This is a genomic window from Pseudoalteromonas lipolytica (assembly GCF_003515105.1).
Lineage (GTDB): Bacteria > Pseudomonadota > Gammaproteobacteria > Enterobacterales > Alteromonadaceae > Pseudoalteromonas > Pseudoalteromonas lipolytica.
This window is the reverse complement of record NZ_CP032091.1, coordinates 589081-611942: the sequence shown is the minus strand read 5'-3', so window position 1 is coordinate 611942 and position 22862 is coordinate 589081. Positions and strand designations below refer to the sequence as shown.

Genomic DNA, 22862 nt, shown 5'->3' with positions numbered 1-22862 from the left:
TTTTATTTATCTAGGCTGGTATAGACAGCTAAAATTGGGTACTCATTTTCACCAAACGAAAGTGTAAGGGAGCGCTTTTCTCCATCATCAAGCTTAATGCCTTCATCGAAAGTGAGTGGGTTTAATCGGCTGCCATCTGCAAACAACGCCATAATATGGTCGGCTTGTAAAATACGAGAGCCAGATGCTTTGTTTTCGATAGTAACCACAGCGAGACGTCGGCCACTTTCGCTACTCATCATCACACTATGCAAAATACTAAATTGGCTTTGTTTGGGATAACGTTTGGCGTCGTTTTCAAATGCAAACGCACCGCCCGAAAGCGAGACAGGGTCAACCGATAATACCTCATCATTCGCGTTAGCCTGAGCGCTAAACGCACCAGTTAAAAGCGCCGTCGTTAACAATAAAATACGTTTCATATCAATCCTTTTGACTTATCTGTTGCATTTGAGCATACACCTTTCTATGCCCTCTGCAAAATCGATTATTGCATGACTGAAATTGTGTTTATTTTCACAGTGACAATTTAATCATTGAATTTTATGAATGCGCCCGCACTTCATCTATATGCACCACTTCATAAACCTAGTAATAGGAACAAAGTATGTCTGATATTCAAAATCGTCAATATATTCTTGAGTCTCGCCCAAATGGCGTCGCAAATGAAAGCAATATCGTATTAAAAACACACTCAGTACCCGCACCAAAAAACGGTGAGGTACTGCTAAGAACTATTTATTTATCACTCGACCCCTATATGCGTGGGCGAATGAGCGATGCAGAGTCATATGCTGACCCTGTCGAAATTGGTGATGTGATGGTGGGCGCAACCGTATGCCAAGTTGAGCAATCAAACCACCCTGACTACCAAGAAGGTGAATGGGTGTTGGCCTACACGGGCTGGCAAGAATACGCAATCAGCGACACAAAAGGCTTAATGAAGTTGGGTAAGAACCCTGAAAACCCTTCTTATGCGTTAGGTATTATGGGTATGCCTGGTTTTACAGCGTACATGGGGCTTTTGGATATTGGTGAACCAAAACCAGGCGAAACGGTCGTTGTTGCTGCGGCCACAGGACCTGTCGGTGCAACGGTAGGGCAAATTGCTAAATTAAAAGGCTGTAAGGTCGTTGGCGTAGCTGGCGGTAAAGAAAAATGCCAACATGCTGTTGAAAATCTTGGGTTCGATGCTTGTATTGACCACAAAGCGGATGATTTTGCAGAACAGTTAAGCGCAGCCTGTAATAAAGGCATTGATGTCTATTATGAAAATGTCGGTGGTCATGTACTCGACGCCGTATTACCACTGTTAAATACCAAAGCGCGCATTCCATTATGTGGCTTAGTATCACAGTACAATGCAACCGAGCTGCCACCGGGTCCAGACCGCTTGTCTATGCTTATGGGCTTAATTTTAAAGAAACGTATTAAAGTGCAAGGTTTCATAATTTTTGATGACTACGCTCATCGTTATGAGGAGTTCGCAAAAGACATGCAAGCATGGCTAAGCGAAGGAAAAATCAAATATAAAGAGCACCTTGAAGCTAATTTCGAAAATACACTTAACGCCTTTAATGCTATGTTGAATGGTGATAATTTTGGCAAAACTGTCGTGCAAGTTCAGCAGCCAATGTAAATTTTTTAGGCGTAGCAACCCATGCTGCGCCACTAATAAGGATAACGAATGATTAAGTTACACCATTTAAATAAATCACGTTCTAAACGTATTATTTGGTTACTGGAAGAGCTTGGTGTCGATTACGACATTGTTGCCTATCAACGCAATAAAGAAACGTTCTTAGCGCCTGATGAACTAAAACAAATTCATCCGCTGGGTAAATCGCCCCTTATTGAAGATAACGGCAAAGTAATTACCGAGTCTGGTGCAATTACTGATTATCTAATTAGCCAGTACGGGCAAGGCAAGTTTATGCCAAGTCAGCAAAGCGACAGCTATGTTGATTACCAGCAATGGCTGCATTTTGCTGAAAGCTCTGCCATGGTGCCTCTTCTACTAAAACTCTTTATTACTAAAGATGGCTGTCAAACTAACTTTATTGCCGACTATGCCGACCATGAAATTGCTAAAATACTGAGCTATGTTAATCAGCAATTACAAGGTAAGCAGTACTTAGTCGATGACACATTGACAGGCGCTGATTTCATGATGTCTTTTGTTGTAGAGCAGGTTGCTCAGGCGGGTAAGCTGTCGCACTTCCCTGAAATCGAACGCTACTTTGAGCAGCTAAAAACTCACGAAAGCTATCACACAGCCAATGAGCTAGAAGCAAAATACGATTAGCGTAAAAAGTAAGGGCACTGTTTGGTGCCTTTACTCCCTCTATATTATTACGATGGAGGGCATAGCCGCGGTTTTACTGGGCATTTTTAAAATAGTAAATAAGTAATGTTTGTACCTATTCACGAATTATCTAACGATTTAAACATCGCCATATTAGTACCAAACCTAACGGCCTCAGAGCATGCAACATTGCTTTGCCCACAGACATTTCAGGCAACAGATTTTGCTCAATTCGATGCCGTATTTGTTGGCGGGCTTGATTGCTCTAACACAAAAGAGCTTACTGATTATTGTGTATCGTATGGCACACCACTCATTAAAATAACCCACCCAAGCAACGACACAAGCGTGATACAAAATGTCATTTTAAATATTGCTGCCAAGCTTTACAGTCATGAAATGCCGAGCAATATAGACCTTGCAGATATCATAAACCTTAATAATGAAGCAGACACATTATGTTGCTTTGATTCCTTTCAAGCCGCGGTGACATTTTTAAACACCGTAAATAACGCTATCGTTAGCAATGGCCTGTACTTAGCATCGACTCACCTTGATTTAGAAACTTTCACAAAACACTCACAACAACTTTCTGCCTATATCGCTGATAGCGGCTATTTATGTGCCAGTTTGTTTAGTTCACGTAATGCAAAGTCGTCTGTGTTGATTGGGCTTAAGGTAAAGTAAGCATGGCCATGTTCATCGCCCAAAATAATCAGTAAAGAAGAGGCAAGCGTCGCTAATATCCCTACGTCACGCAGACTCTGTTGCGGCCAGACTTTTTAGCTTGATACATCGCGTGATCTGCTCTTTCAATTGCCTGCTCAATATCATCGTTAACACTGACAGAGGCAATACCAAACGAGCCTGTCACATTTATAGGCGTGTTGGTCCCAATATTAATGTTTAACTCTTCGACACTCGCTCTTAAACGCTCAGAAAATGACTTGGCCCCTCCAAGCTCTGTCTCTGGCAGACACACTAAAAATTCCTCCCCCCCATAACGATACAGTTGATCGTACTCTCGTAAATGCGATTGAATACATTTTACTAAGGCAACCAATACCTTATCGCCAGCTGCGTGACCATGCTCATCATTTACGCGTTTAAAATGATCAAGATCTATCATGATAATTGCACATTCAAGCGAGTGACGTTTACAGCGTTCGTGCTCTTTGCGCAGGTGACTCAGTAAGTTGGTGCGATCAGTTGCCCCAGTAAGGGGATCACGGGTATGTAAAACGTCGGAAAACTCATCGCTCACCGCTTCAAATAAATCTCTGAGTGTGTCTAAATCAGCATGAAATTGATCGAGTAAGCTCACTGGAATAGCCGATTTAGCTTCATTTAACGACAAAAGCACTTTAGCACCTTGATGCATTTTTTGATGCGCCGTGCCCATCTCAGAAAAATGAGGATGCAACTTTTTAGTGTCGGTTGGTAACTTATTAAACCACTGACCAAACTCGCAAAAAGTATGCGCATTGTCGCTAAGGTCATGCTTATTGGCAGGGACATTTGAGATTAGGCTGCGTAGTAACTGCTTATACCAAGATTGGTGCCATTCAATTGCTTGATCAATTTCTGCAATAATACGCTCTAGCTGCTTATTGGACAGCGTATTAAGCCCTTTGCTGCCCTTTGAATTAGACGTCAATCAAATACCCCAATTTATTGTTTTTAATATTAAAAGAGTAATCAATAAATGGGGTATGCTCAACGAAAAAGACATAAAGCTTAATCAATTAGCCGATAACCCACGGCGGGCTCGGTAAGTATGTGTTTAGGGTTTGCTGCATTATCTTCGAGTTTTTGTCTTAACTGGCCTATGTGAACACGCACGTATTCAGGGCGATTTATATATTGCTCCCCCCATACTTGAGATAAAATAGCGTTATGCGTTAATACTTTATCTTTTTGTTGAAAGAGTAACAGTAAAATAGCGTATTCTTTTTTAGTTAACTTGATGTTCTGCCCGTCTTTTTTAACAACATGCTTGTGGGGATCAATATGAATATCACCACATTGCAATGTCATATTTGGCGAAGATTGGGCGCGTAATAAAACCCGTATTCTGGCAAGAAGTTCATTGGCACTAAAGGGCTTCGTTATGTAATCGTTTGCGCCATTATCCAGTGCGGTTACTTTTTCTGTTTCGCCATCACGCGCAGATAAAACCAATACCGGTAATAAACTCCATTGCCTAAACTCAAGCAGCCAATTTTGTCCATCCATATCGAGTAAGCCTAAATCAAGTAGCACTAAATCAAACTGTTGCTCACTTAACAGTGCAAAGCCATCTAAGCCCTTTGCGCATAGGCTGACTTCATAGCCACTGGCTTTAAGCAGCGTTTTTAAAAAACTTTGCAGTGGAGGTGAGTCTTCTAACACTAAAATGTTAGCCATGCTGTTTACTCCAAATCAACTGGGCTTTCGCCTGCCCTGTTTGCTCATTAAGGGTTAACTCAAATTGACCTTGATGACACTTAGCAACCACATCGCAGATAATACTGCCAAGACCAACGCCTTCGTCTTGACTGGTTTCATTATTGCGATTAATCGAGTTTATTAGCACGAGTTGATACTCATTATCTCGTTCAATAAATTGCATATCCGCCGTTCCGTCACCATAACGCGCTGCGTTCTCGAGCATATTAGCACAGGCAATTTCTAGCAGTGTTTCATCACCATAGCAGGCACTATTTTGTGCAGCATTAACGGTTAATTTAAAGTCGCTTAATTGCTGTTGCCTACGCGCTTTTGCTTCGCTAATGAGGCTCGAAACGTTGAGTTTTTGCCATGTAATATTCTCACCTAACTTATTGACTTTGCTTAGTTCCATTACCTTATCAAAATGCTGATTAAGTATTTTACTTTGCTCAAAAATATTACTGGCTTGTTCTTTAACCACGTCACGACTTAATTCAATCTCTTCATCAGCCAGCATACTTGATGCCCCCATTATGGTTGCCAAAGGAGTTCGCAAGTCATGCGATAAACTGCGCAGCAAGGTATTCTTTGACCGTTCAAGTTCCGCTTGTACTGCAATGGCCGCAGACTGTTGACGCAATAACGTTTTTTCGTGAACTTGATACAATAAAGAGCACGCCGTATCTGCCAGCGCTTGTTGCTCACTCGTCAAGGGTTTTGCAAACGCGATCCCCCCTAATTCAGGCTGCTGCTCATTTAAATACATAACATTGTTTGTCTGCGATACATGCCAATCACATTTAACCTTTAAATGTGCCGTCATCGCGGCTATAAATAATTGCTTTTGCTCATCTAAACTGTCGAGTTCATTTAATTTTTTCGCAAGCTCATAGAGCAGTCGGCTATTGCTGGCGTGTTCTTGCACATCGCGCACTTTAGTATTGAGCTCACCGGCTAAATGGCTTATCACTAGGCCAACAATAAGCATCACCACAAATGTCACCACATATTCAATGTTTTCAATATGAAAGGTAAAGTACGGCACCACATAAAACCAGTCGGTGCAGGCAACACTCACTAGGGTTGTCAGCGCTGCAACACGGCGATTACTTCGTACAGCCACCCACGTCACCCACAACAGCTGTAACATCACAATATCGGTAGTTGTAAACAGCTCACGAAACGGAAAAATAGCAAGCACCACCACAAGTGGCATCAATACACTTAAAAATATGGCCTTAAATAACGGGGGTTTGAATACTGACTGCATCATCTGTTTATGCTCATCTAACGAATTGTCATTAGATTAAAGTGTTTTTATTTTTGTCACTATAAAGTTTTTATAAAGTTTTTTTATCTCGGCATAAAATCTTTATAAAGCTTTCACTCTCTCTAAAGACATCTACGCCTATTTCAATAGCATGCTGATTTAAGAGCCGTTCATTAAATCAGTAGACGTATGATCAATTGGAAAATCACATTTCGATTACTCGCTTTCCCTATTTTGTGGATGAGTATAGTGCAATTGATATTTGCAGCTTTATCTGCATTTTTATTTAAAGATAATGTATCCGTGTCATTCCTATTGCCTGCGTCAATAATGCTTTTTACAGCAAGTGTCATATTGTTAAAAACCCAGCATGTTGATTCATCACTGGCCAACTTTAGGGATGCACTGATTTACGCGACAGCCACGTGGGTGATTGCAGGCTTTTTGGGGGCAATTCCAATCATTTTAGTCACCAAAGTGAGCTTTACAGATGGCATGTTTGAATCAATAAGCGCATTAACCACCACCGGCGCCACAATACTGTCGGGCTTAGATGATATGCCGCGTACGTTTTTATTATACCGCCAGTTTTTACAATGGATGGGAGGGCTCGGCATTGTGATTTTCGTGGTGGCTATTTTACCCATGCTAAATATAGGTGGCATGAAGCTCTTAAAAGCCGAAACACCTGGGCCAATTAAAGATGAAAAGCTATCACCTCGTATTGCAAACACGGCGCATTACCTTTGGAGTGTATACTTAAGCATAACCGTGTTGTGTACTGTTTCTTACTATTTTGCAGGCATGACTTTTTACGATGCACTGGCTCATGCACTGACAACCGTTTCAACGGGAGGGTTCTCGACCCACGATGCCAGTATGTGGTTTTACAAAAGTCATTTAATTTTATGGGTCGCCAACTTATTTATGATTGCAGGTGCTATTAATTTTGCACTGCACTTTAGAGTCGTCCACAAACGAGCGCTCGGTAGTTACTATGCTGATGAAGAAACGCGTTATTTTATATACATCATTACAACCCTTGCAGTGTTGTCGGGCGTAATTTTATACAGTCACGATACCTACTCCTCTTTTTTTGAGTCATTGAGTTTTTCAACTTTTCATATAGTGTCGTTTATAACCAGCACCGGATTTGGTGCAGCAAGCTTTACTGAATGGCCCGAAGCTGTCGGATTTTTACTTATTATCACCGGCTATTTAGGGGGATGCGCGGGCTCAACGGCTGGCGGAAATAAAATCATCAGAAATATTCTAGTGGTTAAAATGCTCAATAATAACTTTAAACAACTTCTTCATCCCCGCGCTATATTCACCATTAAGTACCAAGGCAGCCCTGTAAAAGATGATGTACTTCATGCCGTTATGGCATTTATGACTTTTGCCGCAGGATCAAGCATGCTGTTTACATTATTACTCATGTTTACTGGGCTGGATTTTTGGAGTGCGTTTTCAGCAGTCGCCGCATGTGTCAATGTGCTCGGACCGGGGTTTGGTGAAGTAGGCGCTAACTTTGCACCAGTTTCAGACGCAGGAACCTGGATATTAACCAGCGCAATGCTTGTGGGTCGTTTGGAATATTTTACTGTTTTTGCCCTTTTTACGCGTACGTTTTGGAAGCAATAAAAAGAAGCGCCTAAATACTCAGCCCAAAACTGATAAGTGGCACGTTGCAATAGTTACCACTTGACAAAGAAAACTTTCAGTTGTCCTTACAAAGTACACTGACAGAGTTATTCAAGACAAGTTCGTCAAAATGGTTACCTAAGCTACCGAAGCTTAAGCACATGCGTTTAAAATTTAAAGCGATGCTACAACTGCTGTAGCACCGCTTTAATATCGCTATAACGCAGGTGTTCACACACCCCAAAACCTGAAAGCTGCCTAACTTTATTGCGGGTAAACAGTGGCACACTCATTCCCGCTAAAAAACGGCATTGAGTATCAATACTGATTTCAGTTACCCCTTTAGTGGCTAAGTGCTCTTTTAGCTGTGTAACTTTAGCTGCAATAACCGCAGTGTCTGGCATGGTGTGCTCAAGTGAATAACTAAGTTTTACAGACTGGCCTCGACACACAGAACAATGGCCACACCCTTTTGGGGCATTATGATCATCAAAATAACGTGCAAGGTTATAACTCAAACAGCTATTAAGCTCAAAAAAGCGCACCAATGCAGCAATGCGTTTTATTTCTGCCTGCTCTTTTTCAATAAAGTACTGATGTAATTGCGACGCTAAATTGTCTGCATTAATGACTTCGTTATTCACCTCATACACTTGTGTAATGCGTTTAGTTTCAAGGGCTATGTGACCTTTTTCGGCCAAATAATCGAGCGCAGCAACCACCCGTTTTCTATCGACTTGCGTGGCATGTGTTAAGGCGTCAAAGTTGAGAGTGCCCCAAATTTTCTTAAACTCAGTATGATTAAATACCTGCTGTAAAAATGCTTGGCGCTGCTCATCAAATTGCTGAAGAAGTGTGTCTTTGCCTGTTAAAAACTTATATTTAAAGTCAGCATAATAGGCATACAACGGCGTGATAGCGCCATGAATTTCAAGCTGTACTAATAACGTTTTTAAGGCTAATGCACGAATATTACTGTCACTCGACAAGCTGTATTCTTGCATTTCCCACTGACCATTCGTTTGCTCCGTGCGAATATTGTTGATCACATATTCAATACCACTTTGCTCGGGGGTATCGGCATAGACAAAGTTTTCAACTGTGTTCAGGCCATCTAGATTTGCTAAGGTATAACAATTTGATTGCTTAGAATCTCGCCCTGCACGGCCGATTTCTTGGCTGTAGTTTTCAATTGATTTAGGTAAATCATAATGAATAACAAAGCGAATATCCGACTTATCAATGCCCATACCAAACGCAATGGTGGCAACCACAATATTAATGTTACCTGCCATAAAGTCATCTTGAATTTGCCAGCGCTTATCATCGTCAAGACCCGCATGATACGCCACTGCATTAAGTCCTGTCTGCGCTAACGCTGCGGCCACTTGCTCGGCAGTGTGTTGCAGTGTCACATACACGATGCCAGCGCCCTGCTGCTCAGCAATAACGCGTGTTAAGTGCGATTGTTTGTCTTGGCTCGCCACACTTAACACCGATAAATCAAGGTTCGCACGATAAAACCCAGTTTGCACAACGCATTCAGGTGCAATGGCAAACCGCTCACACATATCACGTTTTACTATTTTGGTTGCCGTTGCAGTTAATAGCAACACCAGAGGAATATTAAGCTCATCGCGATAACGTGGCAGTTTTAAATAGTCGGGTCTAAAGTTATGCCCCCATTCAGAAATACAGTGCGCCTCATCAACCACCAGCATTGAAATCGGCACTTGCTTGATGAACTCGCGAAAGCGTTCGTTCTTAAAACGCTCCACCGACACCATTAAAATTTTAACCTTTCCGGTTCGCACATCACTCATCACGGTATGACTTTGTTCGCTCGTTTGACTCGAATCTAAGCTGGCCGCATAAATACCTTTGCTATTCAAAAAGCTGATTTGATCTTTCATCAGCGCTAACAAGGGTGAAACCACCAAGGTCAAATTAGGCAAATGCAATGCAGTTAATTGATAACACAACGACTTGCCCGACCCCGTCGGAAAGATAGCCAATGATGATTGTTGATTTAACAGTTGTTCAATCGTTTGTTGCTGACCCTGGCGAAATTCAGTAAAGCCAAAGTATTGATTTAGCGAAGTGTGGAGTGCTGTAGTCATCCTGATCCCTTGTTTCATTTCCCTGTATTAGGTAATGATAGGTGCCTTAGTGCGAATTAGCCATGTTAACGTGTTTAGGCTCATCACCCAAGGCCATTAATATCACTAAACACACTATATTGTTCGTAAGCTTTGCTGACAAAGCCAGCAAAAAGGCGCACAATAGACCCGTTGCCATGGGGTATTGAAGAATGGATTTGCAATACCTAAGCGCTTTTAAATCGAGAGTGTTTAGGTATTATACTTTTGAGGGCAACGTAATGACTAACCAACCTCCTAAAATCGTGATAGTCGGTGGTGGCGCAGGCGGCTTAGAGCTTGCAACACAATTAGGACATAAACTCGGGAAAAAACGCCAAGCAGATATTTTATTAATCGATAAAAACCGTAGCCATATTTGGAAACCGTTACTTCATGAAGTAGCGACGGGGTCGATTGATGCCGATTTAGACGGCGTTGTGTACTCTGCTCATGCAGCAAAACACCATTATAATTTTCAACTCGGCAGTTTTTGCCACTTAGATTCAACCAACAAAACCATTACCTTAAGCGAGTTAAAAGACGAGCTTGGCCACCGTATTTTGCCACAGCGACATGTCAGCTATGACTACTTAGTGCTCGCCATCGGCAGTGTGAGTAACGACTTTAATACCCCCGGCGTAAAAGATCATTGCTTTTACCTTGATTCAAACCAACAGGCCGAGCGTTTTCAACATGCATTACTCGATAACTTTACTCGCTTGCACCAAGATGACGACCCACAGCAGGCTCTAACAATTGCCATTGTTGGCGGTGGAGCGACGGGCGTTGAGCTTTCGGCTGAGCTGTATCATGTATCCGACATGCTAAAAATGTATGGCCTAGATAAAATGACAGCCAAGCGCCTACACATTGATTTAATCGAAGCAGGTCCTCGTATTTTGCCTGCCTTGCCTGAACGCATAGCCAACTCGGCAAAACGAGAACTGGTAAAATTAGGGGTCACGGTGCGCGAAAGCACGCAAGTAAAAGAAGCCACAGAAAACAGCTTTATCACTAACAATGATACCATTATAAAGGCCGATATCATGGTATGGGCAGCGGGTGTAAAAGCCCCCGATTTTATCAAAGATATTGGTATTTTTGAGCTTACACGCAACAACCAAATTAAGGTGAATCAATACCTACAAAGCAGTGTTGATGAGACTATTTTTGTGATTGGTGATTGCTGCGCGTTTACTCAAGACGATGGCTCGCAGGTTCCACCACGCGCACAATCAGCGCATCAAATGGCACAATGCGTAGAAAAAAACCTACTAGCCACTCTCAAAAACAATCCGTTAAGCGTGTTTACCTATAGTGATCATGGCTCTTTAGTGAATTTGTCTCGTTACAGCACCGTGGGCAGCTTAATGGGTAACTTAACCAGTAATAGCTTTTTTATCGAAGGGAAAATAGCGCGGTTTATGTATATTTCTCTTTATCGTATGCACCAGCGCGCCATTCATGGCAGTGCCAAAACCTTTGCATTGTGGATCAGCGAAAAAGTACTCCGCGTGGTAAGACCCAAAATGAAACTGCATTAACAAACAGCGCGACTCACCCTAAGCCGTAAATTACTCTACCTGTTTACGGCTTATACGCGTATAATGCGCACTTTTTGTGGGGCGCAAAAATTGAATATTATTACTCTCAGCGTATTGTCGCTTGCAATGTCAACCGACGCGTTTGCTGCATCAATCACCAAAGGCAGTTCACTTAAAAACCCACGTATTCTTAGTGCCATTAAATTAGGTTTAATTTTTGGCTGCATTGAAGCAATTGCCCCTGTTTTAGGTTGGTTAATTGGCAGTGCGGGTGCCGAGTACGTTGAAGCCTATGATCACTGGATTGCGTTTGTATTATTGGTGGGCCTTGGCATACACATGATCATTGAAAGTCGTAAAGACGACGATGACGACGCCGACGAAGTGCCAAGCAATAAGCGCTCATTAATGGCAACCCTGCTGACCGCAGTAGGCACCAGTATTGATGCAATGACCGTGGGCATAAGCCTTGCGTTTATGAAAGTTAATATCTATGTTGCTGCCGCAATGATAGGTCTCGCCACAACCGTAATGGTGACTATCGGCTCATTACTGGGGAATGTGATGAGTGGCTGGGTTGGCAAAAAAGCTGAAGCCATTGGCGGTATTGCCCTTATCTTAATTGGCTCAGGCATTCTATACAGCCACACTTACGCTTAATTTTAGCTGTTCAAACGGCTATTTTGGGCAAGGTTAACCACACACCTTGCCCAAATCTCTCTCCTGTCTTCTGTGTTCTCATAAAAAGCCTGATATAAAAAGCCTGATATAAAAAGAGTGCCATCACGCATAATTTGTCTTCAAATTTTAATAAATGCCTTGTATGTTATGACAAACCACTAAAGGAATGACGCTATGACCCCTAAAACGCTGATTTTCAACTTTGATGGCACAGGCAGTGAGCCACGTGATGCAGAACAATTTAGTGCCGCTCATTTCAAAGAAGACGCCAGTATTTCCAATATTCTTAAACTTCACTTGTTATTTGGCGGCACACTCAACAGTGAACCCGAAACGCCATTCCCAAGCCAACTTAGTTTTTATTATCAAGGCATAGGCACTCAAGGAAGCCGCTTCAGACGTTTATTCAATCAAGCATTAGCCCCAAGAGGCGACGATGTCGCCAGTATTTTAAACCGCGCAATAAACGACTTTAAACAATATTACGCTGTGGGTGATCGGGTTTTGCTAACGGGTTTTAGTCGTGGTGCAGCATTGGCAAGGCGTTTTGCAAAATGCCTTGAGCCCTTAATAAGCGACAATGTTTTTTTATGCGTATTTGATACCGTGGCATCCATTGGTTTTTCAAAAGTGACCAAAGCAACACGTGGCGCTGAACACGTTATTTTTGAAAACTACACCCTAGCCAGTAATATTAACGCAGCCCTGCATTGTGTTGCGCTGGATGAAAAGCGCCGCGCGTTTGAGCCAACACTCATAAACAAAGCGCCTCATGTAGAAGAGGTATGGTTTGCGGGCGCACACTCTGACGTGGGTGGCGGGTATTACCGTGATGGCTTAGCCGACATTTGTCTGCGTTATGCTATTGAGTGGTTAATAGAACAAACAATTTCACTTAACCTTCTGACCAGTGCTGATATTAATTACCATAGCTTATTGCCCGATGAGCACCGTAATTTAATTGCCCAAGACGATGTCACTGTCACCCCCGATCCGTTGGCGCTTAGTCACCAACAAAATTACTTTTGGTTTAATCCTTTATTTAAGCTTGTTGACCGAGAGTGCTGCGTATTGGTTGATAATGAGCAAAGTGAACATCCTCCCACAATTCATTACACCGTGGCAGAGCGTATTAACCGTTTAACCAGTTATCGTCCTGAGTCGCTAAAAAGCCTTACGTATGATGTGCTCTACAATGATGAAAGCCGCTTAACCTTCAACGGCTTAAGCCCACATATTGCGCTTGATAAACAAAACATGACCGTACTCAGTATTGGTCAAAGTAAAGATGTATTTGTTTATGGCGCCGAAAAATATAACCACACCGGATTAATGTTAGCGCAAGGGGCGACCTATCGGTTTACGCCTTATCCTGATCAAACTTGGTATGACGATGGCATTAGTTGCGGCCCCGCGGGTTGGCATCGTGATAACGTGCAATTAGGTGTAAAAGAAATTCCCATGGCTGTGCTTGAGCCATTTAGACGCTTAGCGCATGCACAGTGGTTTGCACTTATTGGCGCGATTGATGACAACGATGAGCATTTATTTGAAATTGCTGAAGGTGCCGATATTCGCATTACAAAGTCAGGCGAGTTTTGCCCATTTGCGAATGACTTAAATCGTTTTTATGGTGCCAATGCCGGACGTATCAAGTTGCGTGTTACGCGGTTAGGCTAACTCACTGTGTTTTATAGGAACTGATTATATCGGTTATTGCTTGCTTGTTGAATTGAATCGCGTGGTTAATAGCCTGTCGTTCCTCCTCGGAGAGGCTCAAGTCGCTTAGCATAAAATAAATATAATCGTTATTAATAATATACGGATGAATTTTTACGTTGTTAGCCTGATGTTGTTGAATCAAGCTTAAGCCTGCTAGTTCATCGTCAATAAAAAAATCAACGCGTTTGGCCACCAGCATTGCTAAACGCTGTCGTAATGATGGGACAGTAACAAACTGATCTTTATATTTTTTATTCGCACTTAAACGTGTCAATTCATCGCCATAATAACTGCCGCTATTGGTAAGAATAGTTTGTTTATGGTCGAGTAAGCCTTTTAAGTCTTGTGATTCTAAATGGCTGTGCGGATACCAAAAAAGACGCATAACTTCGTTACGATAAGGCACTGAAAAAGTACTAAAACCATCTCGCTGTTGGCTGTAGCTGGCTGCGGGAAGTAAATCAACAGTGCCATGTTTTAATTCAGCAAATCCACGTTTTGACGAAGGCATTACAATAAATTGACTGCAAAACCCCGCTTCCTTTAACACCAAGTCAGTAATCTCTATATCAATCCCGGTGAGCTGATCATTTTGGCTAAAAACATAGGGTCGCCACGATTGGCTCACCCCAACTTTTAAAACCCTATCGCAGCTAAACGCTTCAGTGCTTAACGCAGCAAAAACCAATAAGAAAAGCACTTTCATCGTCATCAACACACCTGTAGTTTAAGAGCCTAAACTCATCACTCTTTTAGTATGGTTCATAATAGGTGAAACACAAAAACTAAGCGAGGAGGAAAGTGAGCAATTAAAATAAGGAAAAGTTAGAGATTAGACACTAAAAAAGCAGCCCGAAGGCTGCTTTGTAGGGAAATCACATTTTAATAAAATACACTACATGTAGCTAGGTAGGTTTAAAGTGCTTTCCATACATCCACAACGCCTGGCTCTTCTCCTTGAGTCCACCACTTCGCTTCGTATTTTGTACCTTGGTGAACGACTTGGTCGCCCCCGTTGTAGATACCAGCAGCTTGCCAAACCACATCACCATTACCGTCTGTTGGTTTTGAGCTTGCTTCCCACGGGCCACCTAAATCAGGACGGTTTCCTTGTGTCCACCATTTTGCAGTATATTCAACACCGTTATAGATTACCGTGTCACCGCCCACATAAATGGCTGCTTCATCCCATGTTGTATCGCCACCCGGTGGGTTTGTTGTGCCAGAGTCAGTCACTGTCACGTTGAAGCTTACCGATGTCGTAGCTTGTGTGTCAGATACCTCTACCGTTACAACATAGCTTGTATCTGCATCAACGCTGCCCGCTTGCAAACTAATATTTGCACCTGAACCCACCAATGTTAAGCCCGCAGGCACTGTCCAGTTATAGCTAAGTGCATCATTATCTGCATCTGTAGCAGACACTGATACCGCAACGCTTGCATCTTCAGCAACGGTTTTATCTGAAATTGCAGCCACGACAGGCGCTGAATTGCCGCCCGTACTTGGCGCCACAACATTCACTGTTACATTACGGCTCACCACGGCTTTACCGTCGGTAACCGATACCGTTGCTAGGTATTGCGCATCACTTGTCACTGATGGCGCAGCAATAACCAGTGTATTTGAGTTTTCACCCGTTACAGACAGCGCGGCGTCTGCTGTCCAGCTGTAAGTCAGTGCATCGTTATCGGCATCGGTTGCTGATGCAACAACTGAAACAGACTCACCGGCGTTTACAGTTACGGTGCTTGATACTGACAGCACAGGCGCTCTGTTGCTAGGCTCTGTAACCGCACCACCTAAACCTTCGTGCATCGCATTCAGGATATCACCATTATCGGCATCGATTTCCCATGCAAATAATCCCCCTAAGTCATGTTGATTAACATAGTTACCCTTTGCAATAACAGAGGCAGGGCTGTCATACGTAATCAGTTTACCTGTAGAGCGATTCCAGACATATGCGCCTTTTGCTTGCTCATCGTAGCCCACTTCAAAGCCATTAATACCGGTGCCTGCTGCGCCGATCATATGTGCTTTTATGCCTTTATAATCAATAACACCGTCTTCCCAGACGCCTTGCGCAGTGCTGCCTTTTAAAGGACCCGCCCCTGTTGCAGTCATAGGGTTACCATCAATAGTCGTGCCTGCTGGGTAAACCCCTTCCCAACCACGACCATACATCGCTGTGCCCACAACAATTTTCTTCGATGGAACATTTTGCGCAAGTAATAACTGCACTGCGTTATCGGTGGTGTAAGCAGGTCCTTTGTATGGTACGCCTTGGGCGTCAACACCTGTGCCATCACATTGGCCAGGGCGGAAATGCGATGAACAGTACAGGGCGGTTTGATGGCCTGTTACTCCACTCCACGCGCCGTAAAAATCGTACGTCATAGCAAAAATGTAATCCATATATTGGCTTGCTGCTTGGTAATCAACATCTTCAATTTTGTCGTAGCCTGCACCAATCGCTGATGTTAGCTCATATTGACGACCAGTCTCGGCTTCAAGCTCATCAAGCATAGCTCGCAGCTCTTGCATTAATGCCACATAAGCAGGGCCATCTGCAATTGGGTCACCTAGCGCCGGATTAGCACCGTCGCCACCAGGGAATTCCCAGTCAATATCGACACCATCATAGAATTTCCATGTTTTTAAGAACTCTTTCATTGATGCGACAAACGTGTCGCGGTTTGCTTTATTAGTAAAATATGCGAATGGGTCAGATAACGTCCAACCGCCCACAGATGGCAATATTTTTAAATCAGGGTAGCGTTGTTTTAGCGCCATTAATTGTGAGTAAGTACCACGGATTGGATCGTCTGCACTCACACCCGGAAGGGCTTTTTGAATCGCCGCCCACGGATCATGAATAACGACTTCGAAATCTTCTGAGCCCGCACACGCAGTATTTAGCGCGTTTTTAGGGCCTCCAGTCAGTGAATCATTCGGACCACAAATTGGAATAAAACCATATAAAATGTGACTTAAGTTTTGTGCAGGAATATTTGTGACATCGTAGTCACGCCCATAAATACCCCATTCAACGAAATAAGCCCCTGTTACCAACCCTTCTTTTGTACCAATGTCTTTATTATTTGGATCGTAATCCATGGGTAATGGGGCTAAGTGCGCACCGTCGGTGTCGGCAATAACAATGGGTTTGCCTTCACTGCGCGCGCACGTTGTGCCACCTTCACAAAGCTCAACATACAAAGTGTGGCGACCCGCTTTATCATAAGGGAAACTAATCACTCCGCTTTTAGTTCCCGCAGCCAAAGGGCCTTCATTTACCAGCATATTGTCAAAATACACTTTGTAACTATCGCCACCATCACCGCTCCATGCATTCCACTCAATGTTAATCGTTACTTGATCAACACGTTTAACGAGGCTTTTATACGAGCCCGTTCCTTCAAGGTTTACTTCAACAAACGAGTACTCTTGCGGTTCCCAAATAATGGTCGGTGTCGATGGTGCAGCATTCGCTGCACTGGCACATAATGCAACACCAATGGCTGCGCTTAATTGTTTTATATTCATGATTCTCTCTTATCTATTTTTATTTAGCTGTTTGCTGTTATTGATAAAGTTTGAACTACAAAACTTTAGATTTTTGCCCATACTTGGCTGGTACTCGGTGTATCGCCCTGAGTCCACCACTGCGCACGATAGCGCTGTCCTTGATAGGTCACCTCGTCACCGCCTTGGTAGGCTTTGCCGATGTTCCATTCGCTCGATGCCGAACCTGATTCAAGCTGCCATGCATCACTGCTGTCGGGTTGTGCGCCTTGGTTCCACCATTTCGCACTGTAGATCCCGCCGTTAAAGCTCACTTTATCGCCGGTGTTATATTGCGCGCTGTTATCCCACGCGGGCGCATCGGGGTTTGGCTCAACCACACTGCTATTAAGTACCGTGACCGTAAAGCTGGCTTCGCTGGTAAGCATGCTGTCAGATACTGAGGCAGTGACAGTAAAAGAGGTATCTGCATCGACTTCTGGTGCTATTAACGTGATGTCGGCACCCGCCCCAGTAAAGCGAAGAGGAGCCGGTACATTCCAGCGGTATGTTAATGCGGTTTGCTGATCGTCAAAGGCATGTAAGTGCACATCTGCCGTGCTATTTTCATTCAGGGTGATAGCTTCAGGTTGATGGATAATAGGGGCAGTATTTTCAGGTGCGGCTTTTACGCTCAGTGCAAAACTGTAGTTGGCGTTTGTTGCAAACACCTGATTGGTTAATATATCGCTGGCATTAAAAGCGATTGCGCCACCAGCATCTTGCACACCAATGCGTAGTAAATGGCTGTAATTCAGATTAAGCAGCTGAGCAAACTCTGCTTGCCAATTGGCCTGATTATCGCTGGTGACTTGCATTTGTTGTGTAAACAGCTCTTGCCCTGTTTCATCAAACAAACGCGCAGACACACTGTCACCCACTTCTGCATTTTGACCTTGGCGCACAAAATACGTCAGTGCAGACCATTCACTCGGATCAGTCGGTGCTGTGTCTGTAACAATGGTAATATCGCTACAGTTATAAAAGCCCTCGCCACCTGCATCATCACGCTGCCAGCGAGTATATAAAATAGCGTCGCCACTGCGCTCAGCAGGAATAGACACGCTCATTTCATAGTAACGGTCGTTATTATCACCAATCACAAAATCAAGATTGCCGTATTCCTCAACCAGCTCTAAATCGTCCCACGTGAGAACGTCTGTGGCGCTATCAAATCCAGGCTTTGTCAGGTAAAACTGCCAAAAACTTGGGTTATGAGGCGTACTTGCTAAAAAACGCACTAAAATATCGCCATTCGCGTTAGGCACCACCTCGGTACGTTGCCAATGAGCCGAGGGTAAATCCATGCCTCGTTTTTCACTGTCGCCTGCCGCACATAAACGGCCATCGGGCACACTGTCTTTTACCGCTGCTAGGTTGGTGTAATCAATCGTGTTCGCTGAATATTCAATATCTTGCACAAACTGCACATGCCCTGCCTCTGCAAATGCTGCACGGCAAGCAAGATTAGGAATAGCGCTACCATCAGCGGGCCACCAATAGCCGCCGTCTGCCTGACAAAATGCTTGGCGAGCTTTAGGGCTTTCTAAAAATCCGTGGGCATTCACGTGGCTTGATGCACAGGCAAGCAGCATGCTGGTTGCCACTGCCGATAAAGACAATGCCTTCGATTTAGTTGTTTTCATTGCTGTATTCTCGCTGTAGAAATGCGGAGCACATTGCGTGCCCCGCTTTGTTGAGTTAAAGCGTGCAGCTCACAGTCCAATCAGCTGATGTGCCTGGCTCTGTGCTTGTCCACCACTTAGCTTCGTAAATCACATTGTTGTGATTCATCAGATCACCGCCAACGGCATGGCTTGGGTTACCAGCCCAGTCTGTTTGCGGCCAATTTGGATAGACCGCAATGCTGGCGACATCGACACCGTCACACGTTGCATCGTTACCCCCTGTGTCACCGCCATTATCACCACCATTGTCACCGCCTGGATTTGTGGTGCCCGGCACGGCATCAGGCAACATTGGGTACTCGTATTTAAATGCGTAGGTTTTGCCCTCTTTTTCAATAGTGAAATTAGTTGGGCCAGTAATAGGCATGTAATACATGACTTGTGCATCAACGGTTTCACCGGTGTTAAAGGCTTTTTCAATTCCACCCCACTCATTTACAAGAGTGATTGAAAAGCGATGGAATTCATTCTCATAACCACCAATATTGTTGCCCGCAGCATTCGAGCCATTTGCCTCAACCGCCATACCGAGCTTTTCTTGCGCATTCCAGTTCGACTTGAAAATAGCTGACGTCGATACCGGCACATCAAAGCTAATTTTCGCGCCGCTTAAATCAATATTTGAGTTATTAGTAAATGAGAAAGTCGGTGAAATTGGGTAGTTATCATCACCAATAGGGAAGTCTTTAACCGTAAAGCTCACATCTACAGCTTCGCTGGGCACGGTAAAATCAACATTGCCTTGATGTGTGTCGTATGCCACACCGCTTTGATTAAACTTATCGTAAGCCAGCGTCGTTAAACTTGACCCCATAAAGTACTCGCCTTTTGCCGAGTCGTAATCAAAGTCACCCGCCAGTTCCCAGAACATGATGCCACCTAAGCCATTGTTGATAACGTAATCAACTTTGGTTGCCATCGACTGTTCATCTTCAATTGATAAGAACACCTTTTTATCTGCGTTCCATAACCAAGGCGCCACGGCAACATCATCGTAATAACGTGTATAAGTGCCCGTTAAAACATCATCTGTGTCGGTATCTGGCGTTAAGCCGTAGATTTCAAGGTAAGACGGATTAATCCCGTTTTCTAAGTTTTTCGCATGCCATAAAGGATTAGAACCTGCAGGCATTTCTTCACCTACATCGTTCTTGTCATGCCACTGGTTATCAATGCCTAGCGCACCATTGCCGCATAGGTTTTTCTCACCGACTCCAGTACCTTTTGCACAGTTAGATTGATCAGGTAACGCAGCTTGTCCCCACAGGCCATGTGTGCCACCCGACACATCTTTAAAGCCACGCGTGTAGTAAGGAATACCAATATTGATGCGACCCGCAGACACCGCGCCACGGAAATAACGTACAGCCCAATCGGTATTTAAGTAACCAATGCCTTCGAACTCAGCTGTTGTATACACGCCCCATTGTGCAAGCTCTGAATCAAGGCCAGTGTCATACAATGCTGCGTTGTGACCTACGTGTGAGTTCCATGCGCCATGTAAGTCGTACGACATAATGTTCACGTAATCTAGGTACTTCACGCTTTGGAAAGTTTCCATACCACGCAGTAAGTAACCCGAAGACGGTGATGCAATCGTGAGTAGGTAATGCTTACCGGCTTTTTCACCCGCAATATCAAGCTCTTCACGCAATTTTTGCATCAGCACACGATACGAGGCATTTAAGCCTGCTCGACGCGCATTCGAAATAGCAAAATCATCAGGATGGCCCGAATCATTCATCGACGATGGGTATTCATAGTCAATATCAACCCCATCAAAACCATACGTTTCAATGAATTCAACGGCGCTTTTCGCAAACGCATCAATACCAGCTTGGTTTACCGAGCCATCGGCATTCGTTGTCATTGTGTAAAAACCACCGCTGTTTACGCGCGTGCCATCTGCACCAAAATAACCACCGGTTTCGGCCCAGCCACCCACAGAGATTAATGTTTTTACATCTGGATGCTGTTTTTTAAATTTATTCAGTAGATTAAAGTGACCTGTGTAGCTAAAGCTAGGATCCATTTCGGCCCCTGTTACCCCCGGCCAAGTCATATTTGTTGCGGGGTTGCCCGCAGCATTCGGATCGCCTATCGACACCTTGTTATTGGCATCAACGTGCGCAAAGGCATAGTTAATATGGGTAATTTTGTCCCACGGAATATCATTCACTAAATAACTCGGTTGACCATTTGCACCATTGCGCCAGCTAGTGAAATAACCAATCACACGACGCGGATGATCAGCGCCCATTTTTTCACGGCCATTGCTGTCATAAACTGTACAATACGGTGTATTCACACCCGGTGTTTGGTATAAACCGTGTGGCTTACAATCAGCACCTGGCGGCGTCGCTTCAACCACATTCACAACGTGAGTGGCAGTGCCAGTTGCGCCTTCATTGTCTGTCACGGTTAACGTAAAGGTAAATTGACCCAGTGCCGGTGCTTGCCATGTATAGCTTGATGACGCGCTACTTGCCTGATAAACAGCGCTGTCATTTTCTGCCAAACTAAGCCCAGTCACCTGACCATCGCTATCACTGCCCGAAAGTGCAAATACAATATCTGTACCCACGGTAACTTGACTCGCCACAGTGCTAAATTCAATGCTTGCTGTCGGCGCTTGATTACCCGGTTCGACAGCATCAGACACACTCACCGAATGTGCCACCGCTGTTGATGTAAGCCCTAACTCATCCGTTGCAACCGCACTTATTACATGGCTTCCGACGGTTGCCTGCCAACTTGTTGAATATGGCGCACTGCTTGTAACAGCCACCGATGTTCCATCAACAAAAAATTCAACACTCGCAACTGTGCCATCAGTATCAATGGCGCCAGCCCCTATGACAACGCTGTCACCAGTGGTAAACAAAGAACCCTCAGCAGGGTTTAAGCTTGTTACTTGTGGTGCTTGATTCTCACTGACAGCGCTGTCACAAACACCCAATAAACGCCACTCTTGATCAACACCGGATGTCTCCACGGGGTTAGTCTGTGTCCACCATTTAGCTTCATAGGCACTGTCTTGTGCTTGCACCTGATCGCCACCGACATGTGTTTGGCCTTGCTGCCATACTTCTAAGTTACTGCAATCAATTGCAGCCTGTGCTGTAAAGCCAAATACACTGAGTGACAGCGCACTTAGTTTAAAGGCATTTTTTATTAATTGATGTGAGCTCATTCGCTCCCTCCGCCCAAGGTTGTTATAACAATTATTTTACATTTCCAACCTAAAAGTAACATAAAAAACAATCAGGTCAACCTCTAATTTACCCAATAAAGGTAAATTCATTCTTATTTTTACTAAAAAATACCGTTAATCTCTGTCAAAACTGATAAAAATTATTGAGCTGCGACTAAAACTTGCTCGATTCTACAGCGTAAAAATGAACACAAAATTAACAAGTTTTTAACCTTGAAGCGTACGGCTTACAAGGCATTTAGAATTTGGCGAGGGAAAATAGCGGTAAATAGCGTTAATAAAAAATGTATCTCTTTTGGGTATATAGCGAATAAATTAGTTTTATTGTAAAAACATATATAAAAATTGTGTAAAAAGTAAACGCGGTGACTTTTTTAGAAGATGTTTGAGATAAAAAAAGCAAACAGCGGGTGTTTGCTTTTATAAAAAATCCTATTTGATCACAACTCAATTAAGCAGCGATTAAATAGGACTCTCGTCCTGCATGTTTTGCCTTACGCTGATATGCACCTTTGCCTTTTTTAGCTTTTTCAACTTTAGCCTGAAACAGCTTAGAGGTAACCAATGCAGCATAGGCATTGTCGTTAATTACGCCGCGGCCAATATCAACTTGGCTTTGGTTTTTTTGTTTCTTTTTGCTCATTTTTTACTCCTCA

At 43.6% G+C, this 22862-nt stretch carries 17 protein-coding genes; 7 read left to right on the top strand and 10 right to left on the bottom strand.

Annotated elements, in window-relative coordinates; genetic code table 11:
* Nucleotides 1–2: 2 nt before the first annotated feature.
* The gene (locus D0907_RS18925) at nt 3–422 is read right to left on the bottom strand and encodes a hypothetical protein (RefSeq protein WP_065978548.1); all 420 of its coding nucleotides are present in this window, start codon (nt 420–422) and stop codon (nt 3–5) included.
* Nucleotides 423–607: 185 nt separating this feature from the next.
* Between D0907_RS18925 and D0907_RS18920 the strand changes: the two genes are divergently transcribed.
* The 3 genes from D0907_RS18920 to D0907_RS18910 all read left to right on the top strand — a co-directional run bounded on the left by D0907_RS18920 (nt 608) and on the right by D0907_RS18910 (nt 2992).
* Nucleotides 608–1639: an NADP-dependent oxidoreductase gene (locus D0907_RS18920; protein WP_074988502.1), complete on the top strand. Its 1032-nt coding sequence runs from the start codon at nt 608–610 to the stop codon at nt 1637–1639.
* Between the two features lie 48 nt (nt 1640–1687).
* Nucleotides 1688–2305 carry a glutathione S-transferase family protein gene (locus D0907_RS18915; RefSeq protein WP_118845038.1) on the top strand — a complete coding sequence of 206 codons (618 nt, stop codon included), beginning with the start codon at nt 1688–1690 and terminating at the stop codon, nt 2303–2305.
* A 105-nt stretch (nt 2306–2410) separates the two neighbouring features.
* Complete coding sequence (locus D0907_RS18910) at nt 2411–2992, top strand: hypothetical protein (protein ID WP_118845036.1); 582 nt, start codon at nt 2411–2413, stop codon at nt 2990–2992.
* Between the two features lie 61 nt (nt 2993–3053).
* Here D0907_RS18910 and D0907_RS18905 read toward each other — a convergent pair whose 3' ends face one another.
* The 3 genes from D0907_RS18905 to D0907_RS18895 all read right to left on the bottom strand — a co-directional run bounded on the left by D0907_RS18905 (nt 3054) and on the right by D0907_RS18895 (nt 6008).
* Entirely contained in the window at nt 3054–3962 is a 909-nt protein-coding gene (locus tag D0907_RS18905; protein WP_118845034.1) for a diguanylate cyclase, read from the bottom strand.
* Between the two features lie 80 nt (nt 3963–4042).
* A complete protein-coding gene (locus D0907_RS18900; protein WP_065979283.1) occupies nt 4043–4711 on the bottom strand; it encodes a response regulator in 669 nt (222 codons plus the stop codon).
* Nucleotides 4704–6008 carry a DUF4118 domain-containing protein gene (locus tag D0907_RS18895; protein ID WP_118845031.1) on the bottom strand — a complete coding sequence of 435 codons (1305 nt, stop codon included), beginning with the start codon at nt 6006–6008 and terminating at the stop codon, nt 4704–4706. The genes D0907_RS18900 and D0907_RS18895 overlap by 8 nt, the downstream gene beginning before the upstream one ends.
* A gap of 186 nt (nt 6009–6194) precedes the next feature.
* On the opposite strand from D0907_RS18895, the gene D0907_RS18890 reads away from it, so the two are divergent.
* Nucleotides 6195–7649 carry a TrkH family potassium uptake protein gene (locus D0907_RS18890; protein ID WP_036972469.1) on the top strand — a complete coding sequence of 485 codons (1455 nt, stop codon included), beginning with the start codon at nt 6195–6197 and terminating at the stop codon, nt 7647–7649.
* Between the two features lie 185 nt (nt 7650–7834).
* Here the strand turns inward: D0907_RS18890 and D0907_RS18885 are convergent, their stop codons facing one another.
* Nucleotides 7835–9769: a RecQ family ATP-dependent DNA helicase gene (locus D0907_RS18885; protein ID WP_118845029.1), complete on the bottom strand. Its 1935-nt coding sequence runs from the start codon at nt 9767–9769 to the stop codon at nt 7835–7837.
* A 260-nt stretch (nt 9770–10029) separates the two neighbouring features.
* On the opposite strand from D0907_RS18885, the gene D0907_RS18880 reads away from it, so the two are divergent.
* The 3 genes from D0907_RS18880 to D0907_RS18870 all read left to right on the top strand — a co-directional run bounded on the left by D0907_RS18880 (nt 10030) and on the right by D0907_RS18870 (nt 13695).
* Nucleotides 10030–11334, top strand: a complete 1305-nt coding sequence (locus D0907_RS18880; protein ID WP_065979276.1) for an NAD(P)/FAD-dependent oxidoreductase — start codon at nt 10030–10032, stop codon at nt 11332–11334.
* 90 nt (nt 11335–11424) lie between these two features.
* A complete protein-coding gene (locus D0907_RS18875) occupies nt 11425–11994 on the top strand; it encodes a manganese efflux pump MntP (protein ID WP_036972950.1) in 570 nt (189 codons plus the stop codon).
* A gap of 195 nt (nt 11995–12189) precedes the next feature.
* Nucleotides 12190–13695 (top strand): phospholipase effector Tle1 domain-containing protein, encoded by a 1506-nt coding sequence (locus D0907_RS18870; protein ID WP_118845026.1) that lies wholly within the window; start codon nt 12190–12192, stop codon nt 13693–13695.
* Nucleotide 13696: 1 nt separating this feature from the next.
* On the opposite strand, the gene D0907_RS18865 is transcribed toward D0907_RS18870, so the two are convergent.
* From D0907_RS18865 to D0907_RS18845, 5 genes are all read right to left on the bottom strand, one after another.
* Complete coding sequence (locus D0907_RS18865) at nt 13697–14449, bottom strand: substrate-binding periplasmic protein (RefSeq protein WP_118845024.1); 753 nt, start codon at nt 14447–14449, stop codon at nt 13697–13699.
* A gap of 203 nt (nt 14450–14652) precedes the next feature.
* Nucleotides 14653–17286: a glycosyl hydrolase family 18 protein gene (locus D0907_RS18860; protein WP_118845022.1), complete on the bottom strand. Its 2634-nt coding sequence runs from the start codon at nt 17284–17286 to the stop codon at nt 14653–14655.
* 65 nt (nt 17287–17351) lie between these two features.
* A complete protein-coding gene (locus D0907_RS18855; protein ID WP_118845020.1) occupies nt 17352–18950 on the bottom strand; it encodes a lytic polysaccharide monooxygenase in 1599 nt (532 codons plus the stop codon).
* 55 nt (nt 18951–19005) lie between these two features.
* The gene (locus D0907_RS18850) at nt 19006–22185 is read right to left on the bottom strand and encodes a glycosyl hydrolase family 18 protein (protein WP_118845018.1); all 3180 of its coding nucleotides are present in this window, start codon (nt 22183–22185) and stop codon (nt 19006–19008) included.
* Nucleotides 22186–22657: 472 nt separating this feature from the next.
* A complete protein-coding gene (locus D0907_RS18845) occupies nt 22658–22849 on the bottom strand; it encodes an alternative ribosome-rescue factor A (RefSeq protein ID WP_036972476.1) in 192 nt (63 codons plus the stop codon).
* Nucleotides 22850–22862: the final 13 nt, after the last annotated feature.

Coding starts and splice junctions, on each gene's coding strand:
- D0907_RS18915 (WP_118845038.1), top strand. CDS start 1,688: ATGATTAAGTTACACCATTTAAATAAATCACGTTCTAAACGTATTATT.
- D0907_RS18920 (WP_074988502.1), top strand. CDS start 608: ATGTCTGATATTCAAAATCGTCAATATATTCTTGAGTCTCGCCCAAAT.
- D0907_RS18925 (WP_065978548.1), bottom strand. CDS start 422: ATGAAACGTATTTTATTGTTAACGACGGCGCTTTTAACTGGTGCGTTT.
- D0907_RS18890 (WP_036972469.1), top strand. CDS start 6,195: ATGATCAATTGGAAAATCACATTTCGATTACTCGCTTTCCCTATTTTG.
- D0907_RS18850 (WP_118845018.1), bottom strand. CDS start 22,185: ATGAGCTCACATCAATTAATAAAAAATGCCTTTAAACTAAGTGCGCTG.
- D0907_RS18880 (WP_065979276.1), top strand. CDS start 10,030: ATGACTAACCAACCTCCTAAAATCGTGATAGTCGGTGGTGGCGCAGGC.
- D0907_RS18900 (WP_065979283.1), bottom strand. CDS start 4,711: ATGGCTAACATTTTAGTGTTAGAAGACTCACCTCCACTGCAAAGTTTT.
- D0907_RS18885 (WP_118845029.1), bottom strand. CDS start 9,769: ATGACTACAGCACTCCACACTTCGCTAAATCAATACTTTGGCTTTACT.
- D0907_RS18910 (WP_118845036.1), top strand. CDS start 2,411: ATGTTTGTACCTATTCACGAATTATCTAACGATTTAAACATCGCCATA.
- D0907_RS18895 (WP_118845031.1), bottom strand. CDS start 6,008: ATGATGCAGTCAGTATTCAAACCCCCGTTATTTAAGGCCATATTTTTA.
- D0907_RS18855 (WP_118845020.1), bottom strand. CDS start 18,950: ATGAAAACAACTAAATCGAAGGCATTGTCTTTATCGGCAGTGGCAACC.
- D0907_RS18870 (WP_118845026.1), top strand. CDS start 12,190: ATGACCCCTAAAACGCTGATTTTCAACTTTGATGGCACAGGCAGTGAG.
- D0907_RS18860 (WP_118845022.1), bottom strand. CDS start 17,286: ATGAATATAAAACAATTAAGCGCAGCCATTGGTGTTGCATTATGTGCC.
- D0907_RS18845 (WP_036972476.1), bottom strand. CDS start 22,849: ATGAGCAAAAAGAAACAAAAAAACCAAAGCCAAGTTGATATTGGCCGC.
- D0907_RS18865 (WP_118845024.1), bottom strand. CDS start 14,449: ATGACGATGAAAGTGCTTTTCTTATTGGTTTTTGCTGCGTTAAGCACT.